Source organism: Dankookia sp. P2, assembly GCF_050632255.1.
Taxonomy (GTDB): domain Bacteria; phylum Pseudomonadota; class Alphaproteobacteria; order Acetobacterales; family Acetobacteraceae; genus Paracraurococcus.
The window spans coordinates 2,345,781-2,361,861 of sequence record NZ_CP192581.1; the positions used below are offsets into that span (position 1 = coordinate 2,345,781).

Annotated in this window: 15 protein-coding genes and 5 pseudogenes; 11 read left to right on the forward strand and 9 right to left on the reverse strand. The window is 71.0% G+C overall.

The genetic code is table 11. The features are described 5' to 3' along the window. Nucleotides 1-220 precede the first annotated feature (220 nt). Nucleotides 221-1,012, forward strand: coding sequence for a tripartite tricarboxylate transporter substrate-binding protein (locus tag ACQ86J_RS14020; protein WP_431271575.1), 792 nt, complete (start codon nt 221-223; stop codon nt 1,010-1,012). Nucleotides 1,013-1,082: 70 nt separating this feature from the next. Here ACQ86J_RS14020 and ACQ86J_RS14025 read toward each other — a convergent pair whose 3' ends face one another. From ACQ86J_RS14025 to ACQ86J_RS14035, 3 genes are read right to left on the reverse strand one after another with little or no spacing between them, the layout of a single operon-like run. Further along, the gene (locus tag ACQ86J_RS14025; protein ID WP_431271576.1) at nt 1,083-1,235 is read right to left on the reverse strand and encodes a hypothetical protein; all 153 of its coding nucleotides are present in this window, start codon (nt 1,233-1,235) and stop codon (nt 1,083-1,085) included. Nucleotides 1,236-1,292: 57 nt separating this feature from the next. Beyond that, a complete protein-coding gene (locus ACQ86J_RS14030; protein ID WP_431271577.1) occupies nt 1,293-1,463 on the reverse strand; it encodes a hypothetical protein in 171 nt (56 codons plus the stop codon). Next, entirely contained in the window at nt 1,454-2,170 is a 717-nt protein-coding gene (locus tag ACQ86J_RS14035; protein ID WP_431271578.1) for a transglycosylase SLT domain-containing protein, read from the reverse strand. The genes ACQ86J_RS14030 and ACQ86J_RS14035 overlap by 10 nt, the downstream gene beginning before the upstream one ends. Before the next feature lie 499 nt (nt 2,171-2,669). On the opposite strand from ACQ86J_RS14035, the pseudogene ACQ86J_RS14040 reads away from it, so the two are divergent. From ACQ86J_RS14040 to ACQ86J_RS14050, 3 pseudogenes are all read left to right on the forward strand, one after another. Further along, a pseudogene (locus ACQ86J_RS14040) lies at nt 2,670-3,635 on the forward strand (ABC transporter substrate-binding protein); the annotation flags it as partial. Between the two features lie 452 nt (nt 3,636-4,087). Continuing rightward, nucleotides 4,088-4,318 (forward strand): annotated as a pseudogene (locus tag ACQ86J_RS14045) (TauD/TfdA family dioxygenase); the annotation flags it as partial. Nucleotides 4,319-4,415: 97 nt separating this feature from the next. After that, a pseudogene (locus ACQ86J_RS14050) lies at nt 4,416-4,867 on the forward strand (TauD/TfdA dioxygenase family protein). Between the two features lie 16 nt (nt 4,868-4,883). Here ACQ86J_RS14050 and ACQ86J_RS14055 read toward each other — a convergent pair. Further along, on the reverse strand, nt 4,884-5,459 hold the full coding sequence (locus ACQ86J_RS14055; RefSeq protein ID WP_431271579.1) for a tyrosine phosphatase family protein: 576 nt from the start codon (nt 5,457-5,459) through the stop codon (nt 4,884-4,886). Between the two features lie 121 nt (nt 5,460-5,580). Between ACQ86J_RS14055 and radA the strand changes: the two are divergent. The 7 genes and pseudogenes from radA to ACQ86J_RS14090 all read left to right on the forward strand — a co-directional run. Then, a pseudogene (radA, locus tag ACQ86J_RS14060) lies at nt 5,581-6,944 on the forward strand (DNA repair protein RadA); the annotation flags it as partial. A gap of 330 nt (nt 6,945-7,274) precedes the next feature. Further along, complete coding sequence (locus ACQ86J_RS14065) at nt 7,275-8,096, forward strand: Bug family tripartite tricarboxylate transporter substrate binding protein (RefSeq protein ID WP_431272403.1); 822 nt, start codon at nt 7,275-7,277, stop codon at nt 8,094-8,096. Between the two features lie 90 nt (nt 8,097-8,186). Then, nucleotides 8,187-8,759: a CvpA family protein gene (locus tag ACQ86J_RS14070; RefSeq protein ID WP_431271580.1), complete on the forward strand. Its 573-nt coding sequence runs from the start codon at nt 8,187-8,189 to the stop codon at nt 8,757-8,759. Further along, nucleotides 8,756-10,231, forward strand: coding sequence for an amidophosphoribosyltransferase (gene purF / locus ACQ86J_RS14075; RefSeq protein ID WP_431271581.1), 1,476 nt, complete (start codon nt 8,756-8,758; stop codon nt 10,229-10,231). Before ACQ86J_RS14070 ends, purF begins: the two co-directional genes overlap by 4 nt. After that, entirely contained in the window at nt 10,231-10,941 is a 711-nt protein-coding gene (locus ACQ86J_RS14080) for an SDR family NAD(P)-dependent oxidoreductase (protein ID WP_431271582.1), read from the forward strand. The genes purF and ACQ86J_RS14080 overlap by 1 nt, the downstream gene beginning before the upstream one ends. 12 nt (nt 10,942-10,953) lie before the next feature. Then, nucleotides 10,954-11,783, forward strand: a pseudogene (locus ACQ86J_RS14085) (23S rRNA (adenine(2030)-N(6))-methyltransferase RlmJ). Further along, a complete protein-coding gene (locus ACQ86J_RS14090) occupies nt 11,784-12,764 on the forward strand; it encodes an NAD(P)H-dependent glycerol-3-phosphate dehydrogenase (RefSeq protein ID WP_431271583.1) in 981 nt (326 codons plus the stop codon). 33 nt (nt 12,765-12,797) lie between these two features. On the opposite strand, the gene ACQ86J_RS14095 is transcribed toward ACQ86J_RS14090, so the two are convergent. The 5 genes from ACQ86J_RS14095 to ACQ86J_RS14115 all read right to left on the reverse strand — a co-directional run bounded on the left by ACQ86J_RS14095 (nt 12,798) and on the right by ACQ86J_RS14115 (nt 16,019). Further along, the gene (locus ACQ86J_RS14095) at nt 12,798-12,914 is read right to left on the reverse strand and encodes a hypothetical protein (RefSeq protein ID WP_431271584.1); all 117 of its coding nucleotides are present in this window, start codon (nt 12,912-12,914) and stop codon (nt 12,798-12,800) included. A 2-nt stretch (nt 12,915-12,916) separates the two neighbouring features. After that, nucleotides 12,917-13,687: a TauD/TfdA dioxygenase family protein gene (locus ACQ86J_RS14100; RefSeq protein WP_431271585.1), complete on the reverse strand. Its 771-nt coding sequence runs from the start codon at nt 13,685-13,687 to the stop codon at nt 12,917-12,919. Between the two features lie 79 nt (nt 13,688-13,766). After that, complete coding sequence (locus tag ACQ86J_RS14105; RefSeq protein ID WP_431271586.1) at nt 13,767-14,444, reverse strand: endonuclease III domain-containing protein; 678 nt, start codon at nt 14,442-14,444, stop codon at nt 13,767-13,769. A 155-nt stretch (nt 14,445-14,599) separates the two neighbouring features. Next, nucleotides 14,600-15,046 (reverse strand): hypothetical protein, encoded by a 447-nt coding sequence (locus tag ACQ86J_RS14110; RefSeq protein WP_431271587.1) that lies wholly within the window; start codon nt 15,044-15,046, stop codon nt 14,600-14,602. 55 nt (nt 15,047-15,101) lie between these two features. Continuing rightward, complete coding sequence (locus ACQ86J_RS14115) at nt 15,102-16,019, reverse strand: hemolysin family protein (protein ID WP_431271588.1); 918 nt, start codon at nt 16,017-16,019, stop codon at nt 15,102-15,104. Nucleotides 16,020-16,081 lie beyond the last annotated feature (62 nt).

Sequence of the window (16,081 nt, forward strand, 5' to 3'; positions counted from 1 at the left end):
CGCGCGGCCAGCCTGCGGGCAAGCAAACCCCGGGAACCCTCCATGCCGATCCGCCGCCGCGCCACCCTCGCCGCGCCGCTTGCCCTGCTGCCGATCGCGCCGCGCGCGCAGGAGGCCTTCCCCTCGCGTCCGATCAGCGTGCTGTCCGGCTATGCGCCGGGCGGCGTCACCGACATCACCAGCCGCGCGGTGGCGGAGCGCATGGGCCGCGAAGCTCGGCGTGCCTGTCGTGGTGGAGAACCGCGCCGGCGCGGCGACCGCGGTGGCCAATACCGCCGTCGCCCAGGCGCGGCCGGACGGCTACACCCTGCTGATGGGCACCTCGACCCTGGCGATCAACCCGGCCCTGCAGCCAAGCCTGACGCCGAAGGAGCCGCTGCGCGACCTGTCACCAATCGGCATGGTCTTCCGCACCGCCTTCGTCCTGCACATCCACCCCGACATGCCGGCGCGCAACACCGCCGAGCTGATCGCCTGGTGCAAGGCCAATCCGGGGAAGCTCAACTTCGGCAGCAGTGGCACCGGCGCGGTCAACCACCTGGCCCAGGCGCTCTTCGCCCAGGCGGCCGGGATCGAGGTGACGCATGTCCCCTACAAGGGCGGCGCCCCAGCCCTGCTCGACCTGCGGGCCGGGCGCATCCAGGCGATGTTCCAGGCGGTGCTGGAAGCACTGCCGAGCCTGCGCGACGGCGCGACGCGCGGCCTCGGCATCTCCTCGGCCGAGCGCGCCGCGCTGCTGCCTGAGCTGCCCCCGGTGGCGGAGGCGCTGCCCGGCTTCGACGTGGTCTTCTGGCAGGGGCTCTTCGCCCCGGCCGCGACGCCCGCCCCGGTGCTGGCGCGGCTGGGCGCGGCGCTGGCCGCGGCGACCAGCGACCCCGACCTGCGGGCGAAAATGGCCGAGCATGGCGTGGTCATCACAACCGGCGACGCCGCTGCACTGCACCACACCCTCTCCACGGAGACCGCCATGTGGGGCAAGCTGATCCGCGACGCCGGAATTAGGCCGGACTGACCGGCGATCCTGCCGAGCAAAACCACCCAGGCCGTGAAGCGCTGGCCCGGGCACGGGAGAGCCTTGGCGTTCAGGCGGCCGCCTGCTTCAAGGCCGCCCAGGTGGTCGCGCTGGCCACGCCGTCCACCTCCAGCGTCGGGCCTACTGGAACCGGGTCGCCGCCAGCTCGGTCGCCGAGCCGGCATCGCCATCCAGCGTCGCCACCGGTCACGCGGCCTGGCATGGCCGGATCCTCCCGCTCCGCAACCGGCATCCAGCACCCAGCGGCACCGGCCCGCGCTCAGCGGGCATCCGCCACCTCGACCACCGGCGGCGTGCCGAGCGCGGCAAAGAGCGGCGCGTGCAGCGTGCGTTGCCCGGCGATGGAGCGGTCGACCCAGGCATGCACCTCGGCGAGGCTCAGCATCCGGCCGCTGCCGCGTTCGACGAAGACCTCGCGGTTCAGCGCCATGCTGTCGGCGGCGATGAAATCGACGGCGGGCTTGCCAGGCGTGCGGTCCAGCCCGGCGAGAAACCGTTGCGCCCGGCGGGGCCGAGCAGATGGACGAAGTACAGGTCGGCCGGTCCCACCGTACGGCCGAGCGACTGCTGCAGCGCGATGCGGGCGCGGTTGATCCGCGCCGCCGCCAGCGCCGCGGCATAGCGCGGGTTGTCGCGCAATTCGAGGATGCGGCTGCGGGTGCGCGGATGGCGAGTGGTAATGCTGCCGCTGGCCGGGTTGGTGGACAGGACCGCCGCCTCGTATTGCAGCCCGTGCTGCGGACCGTGGTCGCGCACCGCCTCCAGCCAGGTCGCCTCGGTGAACTGCATCAGCCCGCGCGCGGTGGATCGGCCGTTGCGCGCCCGCGGGTCGAAGCGGCTCTCCTGCCAGGCGAGCGCCGCCAGCAGGGTCGGCTCGATGCCGGTGCTACGAATGGCACCGTCGAGAGCGTTGACGACCACGCGCCTCACTCCGGGAATATCCTCGGCCAGCGCCTGACGCGGCGCCTTCGCCGGGCCTTGGCGCGATGCCTGGCGGGCCGGGCGCGCGGCGACCTGCGCGCGGCGTGGCGATGCGCTGCGCGTCGCCTGCGGCTTGCCGGCCTGGGCATGCTGCCCCGGCTGCACCTTTCCGGCACGCGCAGCCGCGGCCTCCGGCGCCATGCAGGGCGGGGTCAACAGCGCCGTTGCGATGACAAGGGCGCGCACAAGCTTGCCGCGCCGCGGAGAAGCGGCGCGGAGAATCCGAGGGTCGCATGGGGCCGAGCTCCCTGGAGGGGGTGGGGGAGAGCGGGAACGACGTTGCGGAAGGGGAAGCGCGAGGCACCCCAGCCGGTTCCGCTACGGCGTCGGTTGCAGCGGTCCGGGTGGGGTTCCAGGCGGCCCCTTGCGACCGGTTACGACAGGAAATCCGGGAGAGTCCGTGCCTCAGCCGCCGCCCATCACCAATCGGCGAGGAGGGCCGAAATGCGTCGATGCTCGGCAAGGCGGCCCCGCATCCTTCCGCTGCCGCAGCGCGCCCCGACCGGATGCGGCCAACTAGGCATCAGGGAGGAACTAGGCAATGCAGGACATCACCCGCCGTTCGGCACTGGCGATCGGCGCCGCGGCGCTGGCCGGCCCCGGCCTAGCGCAAACCGCGCAACCCGGCGGCATCCCGCGTACCGAGGGCGGGCCGATGAGCGCCAGGCCGGAAGCCGGCGCCTCGCTCCGCGTCATCCGCCCGGCCCGCTTCGTCGAGCCGGATGAAGTGGTGTTCCGCGCCAATGCGCAGCGCTTCCAGGACCGCTTCAACATCCCCGTGCGCATCGACTTCGTCGGCTGGGAGGATATCCGGCCGCAAACCGCAGTCGTCGCCAATACCGGCACAGGGCCGGACATCGTCATCGGCTGGTCCGACGACCCGCATATCTATGCCGATAAGGTGGTCGAGCTGGCCGACGTCGCCGACTACCTCGGCAAGCGCTATGGCGGCTGGATGTCGCTGTCCGAGAAGTACGGTCGGCAGCACGGCACCGGCAAATGGATCGGCATCCCCCTCGGCGGCAATATCGGCCCATGCTGCTGGCGCATCTCCGCGGTGAAGGAGGCCGGCTTCGACGGCGTGCCGGACGACCACGAAGGCTTCCTCAAGCTCTGCCTGGCGATGAAGCGGAACAACAAGCCGGTGGGCTTCGCCCTCGGCAATGCGGTCGGCGACGGCAACGGCTTCGCGCAATGGCTGCTCTGGTCACACAATGCCTCCCTGGTTGACGAGGAAGGCAAGGTCTCGATCAACAGCCCGCAGACAGTCGAGGCGCTGAAATACCTGCAGGAACTCTACCAGGCGTTCGCGCCCGGCACGCTCTCCTGGCTCGACCCTTCCAACAACCGGGCCTATGCGGCGCAGGAGATCTACCTGACCTTCAACGGCGTCTCGCTCTACTTCGCGCTGAAGAACGACCCGAAGACTGCGGCCATCGCCGAGGACACGCAGCACACGCTGGTGCCGAAGGGCAAGGCCACGGCCTCGCCGCACACCGCGACGGTGATGAACGCCATGGTGTTCCGCCACACACGCTACCCGAACGCCGCCAAGGCTTTTCTCGCCTTCATGCTGGAGAGCGAGCAGTACGACCCCTGGATGCAGGGCTCGCTCGGTTATTGGGCGCATCCGCTGCGCGCCTACAATGCGAGCACGGTCTGGACCAGCGACCCCAAGCTGACGCTGTTCCGCGAGACGATGGAGAGCAAGTTCTGGTCCGGCTACAAAGGCCCGATCAGCCAGGCCTCCGGCGCCGTCGCCGCCGATTACGTGCTGGTGCAGATGTGCGCCGCGGTGGCCAGTGGCCAAGCGACGCCGGCGGATGCGGCACGCGACGCGGAGCGGCGGGCGCGGCGCTATTACCGCAACAGCGGACAGGCATTTTCCGGGCACGGCCGCTTGACCGCGGCCGCGCCCCGGAGCCTAAGATGCAGCCTGATATATCACGCCGGAGGAGATGCCGATGGCCCTGCAACTCACGCCCTTGCATCCGCTGTTTGCCGCCGAGGTCGGCGGGCCTCGACCTCCGCACCAGGCCGGGGCCGGAGATCTGCGCCGAGATCGACCGCGCCATGGACCACTATGCCGTGCTGGTCTTCCGCGACCAGCGGCTGGACGATGACCAGCAGATGGCCTTCGGCGAGGCGCTTGGCCCGCTGGAGGAAGCCCGTGCCACGGTGGACGCGCACAAGCACCGGCTGAAGCACAGCCGCATGGCCGACATCTCCAATATCGACGTCAGCGGCGACCTGCTGGCGGCGGATGACCGGCGGCGTATGTTCAACCTGGGCAATCAGCTCTGGCACAGCGACAGCAGCTTCAAGGCGACGCCGGCGAAGTATTCCATGCTGCATGGCCGGGTCGCTGCCGCCGCAAGGCGCGGACACCGAATTCGCCGACATGCGCGCCGCCTGGGACGCGCTGCCGGAGGAGACCAAGGCGCAGATCAAGGACCTCGTCACCGAGCACAGCCTGATCTATTCGCGCGGCTCGATGGGCTTCGAGGAGTACACGCCGGAGGAGAAGCTGGCCTTTGCCCCGGTCAAGCAGCGGTTGGTACGCTGGCATCCCGGCTCGCGGCGCCATTCGATCTACCTGTCGGCGCATATCGGCCAGATCCTCGGCTGGCCGCGGCCCGAGGCAATGATGCTGATCCGCAACTTAACCGAATTGCGACCCAGAGGCAGTTCGTCTACGCGCATCAATGGCGGCAGTGGGACCTGGTGATGTGGGACAACCGCACGACCATGCACCGCGCCCGTCCCTTCGACGACAAACGCTTCCCGCGCGACATGCGCCGGGTGACGCTGACCGACGTGGCGCCGACGCTGGAGCAGGCCCTGGCGGCCTGACGGTACGGGAGGGGCATCAGCCGTAGGCCTCGCCCGCATCCACTTCCCGGCCCCGCCCGGCATTGCGCATCACCTGGGCCAGATGCGGGCGGATATTCAGCTGGTGCCGGTACAGCGCCGCCGCTGCGGCCGGCAGCGTGCCGCCGCGGCCCAGCATCGCATCGCCTATCTCGAGGATCCGCAGGTTCGGCCAGGCCTTCTCGCGGATGCCGAGGATGCCCTGCAAGATTTCCTCCGCCCCCAGCGCCGGCCGCGCCTGCGCCAGGATCAGGGCCATCGAGGCGGTCGAGCGCGAGATGCCGGCATGGCAATGCACCAGCAGCCGCGACGCCGTCTCGGCTTCGAGGTCGCGGCCGAAGGCCAGCACTGCGCGCACATCCTGCTCGGAGGGCGGGACGGTGCCAGGCGCGAGCTCGATCACATCGTGAAAACGAAGCTCCAGCTTGGCATGCTCCCCGAAGCTGCCGAAGGCCTCCGGCACCGGCCAGTCGGGGTCGAGGATGGAGAGGACATGGCTGACCCCAGCCTCGGAATGGCCAGTCAGCTCCTCGATGCCACAGACGGTGAGACGATAGGGGAAGTGCGTTTCCATGTGTTGAGGATGGGTCGGCCCGGCGGATCGGTCCAGGCCCGGCCCGGCGGAATCGGGTGACGCCGCGGCACTGGGACGCTATACCTCATGTTCACGTTTTAGTCCCACAGGAGCGCCCGGCTTGGCCAAGGACCGCAACCGCTTCGTCTGCCAGGCCTGCGGCGCCGTCGCCCCGAAATGGCAGGGCAAGTGCGACGCCTGCGGCGAGTGGAACACCCTGCAGGAGGAGCTGGCGCCGGCCGCCCGCGGCCCCGGCCCGGCGGCCAAGGCGATCGGCGGGCGGCAGATCGAATCTCGTTGGGCTGGAGGGTAGCAGCGCCCCGCCGCCGCGCATCCCGACCGGTCTGCCTGGATTGGACCGGGTGCTGGGCGGCGGGCTGGTCCCGGCTTCGGCCGTGCTGGTCGGCGGCGATCCGGGCATCGGCAAGTCCACCATCCTGCTGCAGGCCGCGGCCCGCATCGCCCAGTCCGGCCGCCGCGCCCTTTATATCAGCGGGGAGGAGGCGGTGGCCCAGGTCCGGCTGCGGGCGCTCCGCCTCGGCCTCGAGAAGGCGCCGCTGGAACTCGCCGCCGCCAGCGCGCTGCGCGACATCGTCGCCAGCCTGGAGCAGCAGAGCGACGCCGCCCTGGTCGTCATCGATTCCATTCAGACCATGTGGCTGGATGCGCTCGACAGCGCGCCGGGCACGGTCGCCCAGGTCCGCACCTGCGCCGCCGAGCTGATCCGGCTGGCCAAGTCGCGCGGCTTCGCTCTGGTCCTGGTCGGCCACGTGACAAAGGAGGGCACGCTGGCCGGGCCGCGGGTGCTCGAACATATGGTGGATGCGACGCTCTACTTCGAAGGGGATCGCGGTCACCAGTTCCGCATCCTGCGGGCGGTGAAGAACCGCTTCGGCGCCACGGACGAGATCGGCGTCTTCGAGATGACCGAGCGCGGCCTGGTCGAGGTCCCCAACCCCTCCGCCCTGTTTCTGGCGGAGCGCCGCGGCAACGTCTCCGGCTCGGCGGTCTTCGCGGGGATCGAGGGCACGCGGCCGGTGCTGGTCGAAGTCCAGGCGCTGCTTGCGCCCTCCACGGGGGCAGCCCGCGCCGGCAGGTGGTGGGGTGGGACAGTGGGCGGCTGTCGATGCTGATGGCGGTGCTGGAAGCGCGCTGCGGCCTGACGCTCGGGCAGAACGACGTCTACCTCAATATCGCCGGTGGCCTGCGGATCAACGAGCCGGCCGCCGACCTGGCGGTCGCCGCCGCACTGGTCTCAGCGGCGACCGACCGGCCGACCGACCCGGGCACGGTCTATTTCGGCGAGGTCGGCCTTTCGGGGAGATTCGCCAGGTGGCGCAAGCGGAATCCCGGCTGCGGGAAGCTCAGAAGCTCGGCTTCGCCGCCGCCGTGCTGCCTCGCCGGCTGGCCCGTGGCGGCCGGGTGCCGGTGGCGCTGGATGGGCTGCGGCTGACCGAGATCGGCCACATGGCCGACTTGGTGGCGCCCTTCGCTGCCAAGGCCGCGAAGCCGCCGGCCAGGTCGGAGTGCAACGCGGGCAAGGAGGGCCGCCGCGCCCCGGCCGCCGCCGAGGCCCTGAGCCGGCGGCCGCGGCATGGGGCTGTTCCGGTTGCGCGGCGCCGGCCATGCTGGCGCGAAAGAAACCGAGGAAACGCCATGACACCCGCCCGCCGCGCCCTGCTGGCCCTGCCCTTCCTGCTGCCGGCCGGCCGCGCCGGCGCCCAGGCCGGCTTCCCCGACCGACCGGTCCGGCTGGTCGTCCCCTTCGCCCCGGGCGGCAATTCCGACACCGTCGCCCGGGTGATGGCGCCGCGGATGGCGGAGCGGCTCGGCCAGCCGGTGGTGGTGGAGAACCGCGCCGGCGCCGCTGGCAACGTCGCCGCCACCGCCTTCGCCAGGGCGAAGGCGGACGGCTATGCGATCTTCCTCGGCTCGAACGGGCCGCTGACGGTCAACCCGGTGATCCAGGCCAATCTCGGCTACGACCCGGCGCGCGACTTCACCCCGGTTGGGCTCTTCGTCCGCACGCCGAATGTGCTCGCGGTGCATCGCAGCGTTCCGGCGCGGACCCTCGCCGAGCTGATTGCGCTCGCCAAGGCCGCGCCCGGCAGCATCAGTACCGGCTCCTCCGGCACCGGCAGCACCTCGCACCTGGCGATCGAGAGCTTCAATGCGGCGACCGGCGCCGCCCTGCAGCACGTGCCCTATGGCAGCGGCGGGGCGATGGCGCCGGACCTGATCGCCGGCAACATCAAGGCGGGCATGACCGAGATCTCCACCGCCCTGCCGCTGCACCGCGAAGGCGCGGTGCGGATCCTGGCGACGGGCTCCGCCGGCCGGCTGGCGGTGATCCCGGAGGTGCCGAGCTTCGAGGAGGCCGGCGTCCCCGGCTTCCGCGCCGCCGCCTTCGTCGGCATCGTCGCCCCGGCCGGCACCCCGGCCGAGGTCGTTGCGCCGCTGGCCGCCGCGGTCGCCGCCGCGGTGGCCGACCCTGCCAACCGGCGGCGGCTGGAGGAGATGGGCAGCGAGATGGCCTCGGCCGAGGAGGCGACCCCGGCCGGCTTCGCCGCCTTCCTGGCGCGGGAGGGCGCCTGGACCCGCGCGGCAGCGGACCGGGCCGGCCTGCGGCCGGGCTGACGGCCCGCCGAAACCGCGTGGCTGTCCCGCTTCGGGAGGTTGCCGCTCGCGTGGACACCGCCGCTCCCCCACCGCTATACCCGCGCCACGATGACCTGGGTCGATTTCGTGGTGCTGGCGGTGCTCGCCGTGTCGGCGTTGCTCGCCTTCATGCGGGGGCTTGTGCAGGAAGTGCTGGGGGTCGGCGCCTGGATCGGCGCCGCCCTGCTGGCGCTTGCCCTCTACCCGCGGCTGGCGCCGCTGCTGGAAGGCAGTGTCGAGCCGGCCTGGCTGGCCAATGCCCTGGCCGCCGGCGGCGTCTTCCTGGTGGTGCTGGTGGTCCTGAAGATCATCATCAGCTTCGTCGCCCGCTTCGTGCAGGATTCGGTGCTGGGCGGAACCGACCGCGCTCTCGGTCTCGTCTTCGGCATCGCCCGGGGTGCGTTTCTCGTCATCCTCGCCTATATCCTCGGCGGCATGGTCCTGCCCGCCGCCGATCGCTGGCCCGAGGCCGTCCGGGATGCCCGGGTGCTGCCACTGGTCGTTGATGGCTCGGATTGGGTGGTGGCCCGACTGCCGCCCGAATACCGGCCCCGCGTCGCCGCCCCCGGCCCGCGGCCTGCCGACGCAGGACGAATTGATGCGCCCGCCGGCCCGCAACCGGACGTGAGGACACCCGCATGACCGACCTGTCCACCCGTCCGCATGACGACGACAAATTCCACGAGGAATGCGGCGTCTTCGGCGTCTGGAACGCCACCGACGCCGCGGCGCTGACCGCGCTCGGCCTGCATGCCCTGCAGCACCGCGGCCAGGAGGCCGCCGGCATCGTCGCGCTCGACGACGGCGGCATCTTCCACGCCCACAAGGGCCAGGGATTGGTCGGCGACACCTTCTCCAATCCCAAGGTCATGGCCGGGCTGCGCGGCAGCGCGGCGATCGGCCACAACCGCTACGCCACCACCGGCGAGACGGCGCTGCGCAACGTTCAACCACTGTACGCCGACTTCGCCTTCGGCGGCTTCGGCGTGGCGCATAACGGTAACCTCACCAATGCGGTCGGTCTCCGCCGCAACCTGGTCAACCGCGGCTGCCTGTTCCAGTCGACCACGGACTCGGAGGTGTTCATCCACCTCATCGCCATCAGTCTCTATTCCACCGTGGTGGACCGCCTGATCGACGCGCTGCGCCAGGTGCAGGGCGCCTACAGCCTGGTCGCGCTGCACAACGGCGCGCTGATCGGCGCGCGCGATCCGCTCGGCGTCCGGCCGCTGGTGCTAGGGCGCCTGGGCGGGGAAGGCGGTACCGCTCCCTCCTGGGTGCTGACCTCCGAGACCTGCGCGCTGGACATCGTCGGCGCCGAGTTCGTCCGCGACATCGATGCCGGCGAGATCATTGTCATCGACGATAAGGGCGTACACAGCATCAAGCCCTTCGGCAAGCAGCAGGACCGCTTCTGCATCTTCGAATACATCTATTTCGCACGCCCCGACAGCGTGGTCGAGGGCACCCCGGTTTATCAGACCCGCAAGAGCATCGGCGCCGAGCTGGCGCGCGAGAGCGGCGTCGAAGCCGATGTGGTGGTGCCGGTGCCGGATAGCGGCGTGCCGGCGGCGATGGGCTACTCGCTCGAGAGCGGCATCCCCTTCGAGCTCGGGATCATCCGCAATCACTATGTCGGCCGCACCTTCATCGAGCCGACCGACCAGATCCGCAACCTCGGCGTCAAGCTCAAGCACAGCGCCAACCGGCCGATGCTGGAAGGCAAGCGGGTCATCCTGGTCGACGACAGCATCGTCCGTGGCACCACAAGCCGTAAGATCGTCGAGATGGTGCGGGCCGCCGGAGCGAAGGAGGTGCACATGCGTATCTCCTCCCCGCCCACCACGCACAGCTGCTACTACGGCATCGACACGCCGGAGCGCGGCAAGCTGCTGGCGGCGCAGCACGACCTCGAGGAGATGGCGCGGATCATCGGCGTCGACAGCCTGGCCTTCATCTCGCTCGATGGTCTCTACCGCGCGCTCGGCAAGCCAAACCGTGATCCGGCCAATCCGGCCTATTGCGATGCCTGCTTCACCGGCGACTACGGCATCCCGCTGACCGATGCCGGGGACAACCAGGACAAGCAGCTTTCGCTGCTGCAGGCGAGCTGATGCCGAAGCCGCTGGAGGGCTCGGTCGCCCTCGTCACCGGGGCGTCCCGCGGCATCGGCGCCGCCGTGGCGCTGGAGCTCGCCCGGCTCGGCGCGCATTGCGTGCTGACCGCGCGCACCCAGGGCGCGCTGGAGGAAGTGGACGACGCGATCCGCACCGCCGGCGGCCAGGCGACGCTCTTTCCGCTCGACCTGATGAAGGACGGCGAGAAGCTCGACATGGTCGGGCCATCCATCGCCCAGCGCTTCGGGCGCCTTGATGTCCTGGTGCATGCGGCCGGAGTGCTGTCGAAGCTGACCCCCGTGGCGCACATAATGCCGAGGGACTGGCAGGAAGCCATAGCGGTGAACCTGTCCACGGCCTGGCGGCTGATCCGCACCTGCGACCCGCCGCTGCGCGCCGCTGCGGCCGGCCGCGCCGTCTTCCTGACGGATGGGCTGGTGGCGGAGCCGCGCGCCTATTGGGGCCTCTATGGCTTCGGCAAGGCGGGCCAGGAACACCTGGCACGGTCCTGGGCGGCCGAGGTCGCCAATACGCCGCTGCGGGTCAACCTGTTCGACCCCGGCCCGGTCGCCACCAAGCTGCGCGGCATGGCCATGCCGGGCGAGGACCCGGCCTCGATCGCCCAGCCCGGGGACGTCGCGCCGGCCATCGCCGCGCTCTGCCTGCCCGCCGAGACGCGCAACGGCGAGGTCATCCGCCGCGCCTGATGTGAGGGTCGCGTGGATCACCGCCACGCCTTCCACGCCGGCAATTTCGCCGACTGCATGAAGCACGCGCTGCTGGTCTGGCTGCTGCGCGCCCTCGCGGCAAAGGAGAAGCCCTTCCGGGTGCTGGACACCCATGCCGGCATCGGCAGCTACGACCTGTCGGAGACCTCTGCGGCCGAGCGGACCGGCGAATGGCGGCGCGGCATCGGCCGGCTGCTGGAGGTCGAGGCCGGGCCGCTGGCCGACTACGTGGCGCTGGTCCGCGCCGCCGGCGCCCCGGCGCGCTATCCTGGCTCCCCCGCTTTGGTCGCCGGCCTGCTGCGGCCGCAGGACCGCCTGCTGGCCTGCGAGCTGCACCCCGATGACGCCGCGACGCTCCGCGCGCTTTTCCGTCGCGACCCACAGGTGGCCGTCCACCACCGCGACGGCTGGGAGGCGCTGAAGGCCCTTACCCCTTCCCGGAGAAGCGCGGACTGGTGCTGGTCGACCCGCCCTTCGAGCAGGAGGGCGAGTTCGCCCGGCTTGCCCAGGGGATCGCCCTGGTGTCCCAACGCTTCCGCGGCGCGGTCCAGGCCTGCTGGTACCCGATCAAGCACCGCGCCCCGGTGCGCGCCTTCCACACCGCGCTGCAGGATAGCGGCGTCCGCAACCTGGTCGCTGCCGAGTTCTGGCTGCGCGAGCCGACCGACCCGCAGCGGCTGAACGGCTGCGGCCTGCTGGTCGCCAACCCGCCCTGGAAATCTGAGGCGGAGGGCGGCGCCATCCTCGGCGCGCTATTGGACAGGCTGAGCGATGGCGAACCCGGCCAGGGCTGGGCGATGACCCGGGTCGCGGAGGAATAGATGGCGCGGCTCGCCGTCCTTGGCGCCGGCGCCTGGGGCACCGCACTGGCGCTGCAGGCGTCGCGCGCAGGGCAGGCGGTGACGCTCTGGGCGCGCGACCCGGCGCGGATAGCGGCGATCGCGGCAGCCCGCGAGAATGTCCGGTACCTGCCAGGCGTCGCCCTGCCAGCCGGCCTTGCGGTGACCGCAGACCTGACCACCGCGCTGCACCGCGCCGCGGCTGCCATCCTGGCGGTGCCTGCGCAGCACCTGCGGCCCTTCCTGGCCGGGCTGCCGGCGCAGGCGCCGCCCCTGGTCCTCGCAGCCAAGGGGGTGGAGCGATCGACCCTGCTGCTGCCGCTCGAGCTCGCTGAAATGCTGTGGCGCGGCCTGCCCGCCGCAGTGCTGTCCGGCCCGAACTTTGCTCATGAGGTCGCCGCCGGCCTGCCTGCCGCAGCGGTCATTGCCAGCCATGATACGGGCCTGCGGGAGCGGATCGGCGACTTGCTGGCGACGCCGGCCTTCCGGCTCTACGGCTCGGACGATCCCATCGGCGTGCAGGTCGGCGGCGCGGCGAAGAACGTCATCGCCATCGCCGCAGGGGCAGTGATCGGCGCGGGGCTCGGCGAGAATGCCAGGGCGGCGCTGGTAACGCGTGGGGTGGCGGAGCTATCGCGGTTGGCGGTGGCCCTCGGCGGGAAAGCGGAGACGGCGGCGGGGCTCTCCGGCCTCGGCGACCTGCTGCTGACCGCCTGCGGCCCGGCCAGCCGCAACACCTCGCTCGGGATAGCGCTCGGCCGCGGCCGAAGCCTGGCGGAGGTGCTGGCGGAGCGCGTCGGCGTCACCGAAGGCGTGGCGACCGCGCCGGCCCTGGTCGCGCGGGCCGCGGCGACCGGGGTGGAGCTGCCAATCTGTGCGGCGGTCGCCGACCTGCTGGCCGGCGACCTGACGGTGGCCGACGCAATGGGAAGGCTGCTGGCGCGGCCGCGGCGGGACGAGTAGCGGAGCCCTCTCGCCCGCGCCGGTTCCGTCGCGCTACGCCGCCTGCTGCAGCGTCGGCGCCATGTCCGCCACCGTCGTCCGATGCAGGTCGCGCACCTGGGTCGAATCGTAGCGCCGGGCGCGGTGCATGGTGACGCGGTTGTCCCACATAACTAGGTCATGCGCGGCTGCCAGACATGGGCATGGACGAATTCACGCTGCGTCGCATGCTCGGTCAGGTCGCGCAGCAGGGCCCGCGCCTCCGGCACCGGCCAGCCCTGGATGGCGCCGGCATGGGCTGAAAGGAAGAGCGATAGCCGCCCGGTGCGCGGGTGCCGGCGCACCAGCCGCTGCGGCACCGGTGCCCATTTGGCTAGTTCCTCCGCGGTGAAGTCGGTGAAGCCCAGCACGCCGCGCGAATAGATCTGGCTGTGCTCGGTGACGAGGTCGCGCACCTGCGCCTGCAGCACCGGGTCGAGCGCGTCCCAGGCCGCGCGCATGTCGGCGAATTCGGTATTGCCGTCGCGGCCCGGGATGACGCGCGCCGAAAGCAGGGAGAACTTGGCCGGCGTCGCCTTGAAGCTGCTGTCGCTGTGCCAGAGCATATTGCCCAAGGAGAACAACCGCTTGCGGTCGTCCCGCGCCATGACGCTGCCGTCTTGGTGCAGGTTGGAGATGTCGTTCACCTCCATGGACAGGCGCCGGGCTTGGCCCTGGACGATGTCGCCGGTGGCGAGCTCGAGCGGGCCGAAGTGACGGCTGAAGGCGATCTGCTGGGCGTCGTCTATGTCCTGGCCGCGGAAGACCAGCACGCCGTAGCGGTCCATGCCCTCCTCGATCGCCGCGGCTTCGGCGGCAGAGACGCCGGCGCGGATGTCGACGCCCGCGGCCTCGCCGACGAAATCGGGGCGGGCCGGGTTGGCGGGGCGGATGGAGAGGGTCATGGGCCGGGTTCCTCGTGGCGGGGGTCTCTGCCCCTTCTGGCGGCGCGCAGTTTAGCCCCGGATGCGACGGCCGGCCATGTCACCGATGCGCGCCGACGCCGACCTGACGGCATTGCCGCAGCAGGGCGCAGGCGGAGCAGCGCGGCCGTTCCCCGGTGCAGACGGACTTGCCGAAGGGCACCAACCGCTCGTTGATCTCCACCCAGTAGCGTTCCGGCAACTTTGCCAGCAGCGCCTGCATGGTCCGCTCGGGCGTCGTCGTCGCCACATAGCCCCAGCGGTTGGCGATGCGGTGGACATGAATGTCGACCGAAATGGCCGGCTTGCCGAAGCCGACGCCCAAGGTCAGCGCAGCGATCTTCGGGCCGACGCCACGCAGCGCCTGCAGCCCATCCATGCTGTCCGGCACCGCCCCGGCCTCGGCGATACGGCGCGAGAGGGCGATGATGTCGCGCGCCTTGGGTTCGGGGAAGGTCGCGCCCTGGAGCAAATCGACCAGTTCGGCCTCCGGCAGCACAGCCATGGCCTCCGGCGTACGGGCGCGGGCAAAGAGGCGGAGGCAGACCGGCGTCGTGGTCTCGTCCCGGGTGCGGGCGGAGATGAGCGCAGCGACCAGTTGCTCGAAAGGAGAGGCATGGCCGCGGTCGCGCAGGTCGAACATCGCCGCCTTCGGCAGGTCGGCGGTCGCCTCCCGCAGCAGGCGGAAGACCTGGTCGATGTCGAAGGGGTCCTTGCCGGGCGGTGGGGGCGCATCCATCCCGGGTCAACGCGGGCGGTGCGACGCGGTGTCGGCAGCAAGGTTGGAAAGGGTAAAGCGTTCCCTCCCCGAGCCGCCCCGCAGCGAGTGCCGGACTCACAAAAATAGAGGTGGGTCCAAGGAGGATACCTCCTCCCTGGCCTTTGCCTCTCGTGTCAGTGCGGCCCGGGTTCCGGCAGCAGCCCAGGCAGCAGGTCGTCCGGCCGCCCCACCTCGCGCCGCGGCTTCGCCGCCGCCGGCGGGCGGTTCGCCACCTGCTGCCGCAGCCGGATTAGCTCATCGAAGATACGGTCCATGGTCTGCCAGAGCGGTTCCTCGCCCTGGCGTTCGGCCATGACAAAGCGATGCGCCGCGAGCGTCACGTTCAGAGTGCCGCGGGTGCTCTCGGGGCGCCGGCTGCGCATCTGCACGAGCGCCTTCTCGACCTCCTCGAGCGGGACGCCGAATCGGGCGGCAATCTCGCCGGGTTCGGCGCCCTGCCGACGCAGCGCGCGGGCCTTGGTGGCCTCCGCCGGGCTCAGCGCGATTTCTGGCCGTAAGGCCTGGGTGCGCCGCGACATCTCGCCCGAGCCGCTGCCCGGCGGCTTGCCCTTGAACGGCATCGCGGTCCCTCTCGCTTCGCCTGACAGGTGAAGCAAGAAGACGCGCAATGGTTCCCTATTCAGCCGCCTGCTTCGTCGCCTGGCTGCCCGGCCGGCGCACCTTCAGCCGGCGGATTCGCCGCGGATCGGCTTCCAGCACGCGAAATTCGAGGCCCGAGGAATGCGAGACCAGTTCGCCCTTGGCGGGCACGCGGCCCGCCAGGGTGAAGACCAGCCCGCCCATCGTGTCGATATCGGCGGCGCGCTCCTCCTCGGTCAGCACCGCGCCGCCCATCCGCGCCTCGAAGGCCTCGACCGGCATGCGGGCATCGAGCTCGAGCGTGCCATCCGGCCGTTCCACCATCTGCGGCGGCCCTTCCTCGTCGTGCTCATCCGAGATGTCGCCGGTGATGGTCTCGACCAGATCTTCGATCGTCACCAGCCCGTCGATCCCACCATATTCGTCCACCACCAGCGCCATGTGCACCCGCGCCTGACGCATCTGCAGCAGCAGGTCGAGCACTGGGACGGAGGGCACGGTGAAGAGCGGCTTGCGCAGGATCGCCTTCATGTCGAAGGGCTTTTCGCCGCCGACGCTGGCAAAAACATCCTTGATGTGGACCATGCCGACGATCTCGTCGAGCTGGCCGCGATAGACCGGATAACGGCTGTGACCGTCCCGCTGGATCAGGCGGATCGCCTGGTCGAGGGTGAAGTCCTCCGGCATCGCCATGATGTCGGCGCGCGGCACCATCACGTCGTCCGCGGTCTTGTCCCGCAGCTTCAGGACATTGCCGAGCACCGCGCGTTCCTGCACGCTGAACTCGTCCGGATGGCCGCGGCCGTTGCTGTCGCGCGGAAGCTCCTCGTGCTCCTCGATCAGCTCCTCCATGCGGTCGCGGACGCTCTCGGCCTCGCGCTTCCGCAACAGGCCCTGCAGCCGCCAGAGGATGCCCTGGCGTTGCTCGCGCGCCTCGCCGTTCGACAGGCTCATGACGACACCCCCGCCAGGGGTTGGGCAGCCGCATGCGACGCATGGCACGGGCCTCGGCCCGT

Coding starts and splice junctions, on each gene's coding strand:
- ACQ86J_RS14025 (WP_431271576.1), bottom strand. CDS start 1,235: ATGCCAGGCCGCGTGACCGGTGGCGACGCTGGATGGCGATGCCGGCTC.
- ACQ86J_RS14030 (WP_431271577.1), bottom strand. CDS start 1,463: ATGGCGCTGAACCGCGAGGTCTTCGTCGAACGCGGCAGCGGCCGGATG.
- ACQ86J_RS14055 (WP_431271579.1), bottom strand. CDS start 5,459: ATGGAAACGCACTTCCCCTATCGTCTCACCGTCTGTGGCATCGAGGAG.
- ACQ86J_RS14065 (WP_431272403.1), top strand. CDS start 7,275: ATGGCGGAGCGGCTCGGCCAGCCGGTGGTGGTGGAGAACCGCGCCGGC.
- ACQ86J_RS14070 (WP_431271580.1), top strand. CDS start 8,187: ATGACCTGGGTCGATTTCGTGGTGCTGGCGGTGCTCGCCGTGTCGGCG.
- purF (WP_431271581.1), top strand. CDS start 8,756: ATGACCGACCTGTCCACCCGTCCGCATGACGACGACAAATTCCACGAG.
- ACQ86J_RS14080 (WP_431271582.1), top strand. CDS start 10,231: ATGCCGAAGCCGCTGGAGGGCTCGGTCGCCCTCGTCACCGGGGCGTCC.
- ACQ86J_RS14090 (WP_431271583.1), top strand. CDS start 11,784: ATGGCGCGGCTCGCCGTCCTTGGCGCCGGCGCCTGGGGCACCGCACTG.
- ACQ86J_RS14095 (WP_431271584.1), bottom strand. CDS start 12,914: ATGTGGGACAACCGCGTCACCATGCACCGCGCCCGGCGCTACGATTCG.
- ACQ86J_RS14100 (WP_431271585.1), bottom strand. CDS start 13,687: ATGACCCTCTCCATCCGCCCCGCCAACCCGGCCCGCCCCGATTTCGTC.
- ACQ86J_RS14105 (WP_431271586.1), bottom strand. CDS start 14,444: ATGGATGCGCCCCCACCGCCCGGCAAGGACCCCTTCGACATCGACCAG.
- ACQ86J_RS14110 (WP_431271587.1), bottom strand. CDS start 15,046: ATGCCGTTCAAGGGCAAGCCGCCGGGCAGCGGCTCGGGCGAGATGTCG.
- ACQ86J_RS14115 (WP_431271588.1), bottom strand. CDS start 16,019: ATGAGCCTGTCGAACGGCGAGGCGCGCGAGCAACGCCAGGGCATCCTC.